The sequence below is a fragment of the Candidatus Nanopusillus massiliensis genome (genome assembly GCF_920984865.1).
Genome location: NZ_OV100765.1, coordinates 235,422 through 236,063, shown reverse-complemented (window position 1 = coordinate 236,063; position 642 = coordinate 235,422).

Genomic DNA, 642 nt, shown 5'->3' with positions numbered 1-642 from the left:
TACAGGTATTGATGATAATGAGTTGCTGCTGAAGAAATATTAAGAGCAAAGAAAGGAGAAAATGTTGAAGTAAAAGAAACAGAAAGATTGGATAAAGCAATTAAAAAAGCTATGTTTATAATATTATTAGCAATTATATTAGAAAGTTTATCAGTTTTCCCAGCATTTGTAGCAGGTTTATCGATTATATAAAGGATTTGCTGTTATGGTAATAATTACTGTTTGGATAGGATATTTGATANCAAGACCAGCATTTATTAATTTAGCAAGAAATTTACTTTAATTTTTTATAATAATCTCTCATTCTAATTGCATCCTCTTCAATATTTGGAGATTCTGAAATTACAATACCTTTATCTTTATATTCTTTTAATAATTTTAATATATCTTTCCAAGGCATATCAGATTCTTCCAAATTTAAATGTGTACCTTCCTTATCTAAAGTTATTCCAGACATATGAATATGCATATTATTTAAAGCCTCTTTTCCAAGTTCATTTTCTATTTTATCCAATATTTCTATAAAATAATCCACATCATTTCTATTATTTCTATACCTTAAATGGNCAAAATCTACTGCAGGTAAAACATTTTCTATATCTTGTGATAATTTTATTATATTCATTTACATCCCCAAATTTT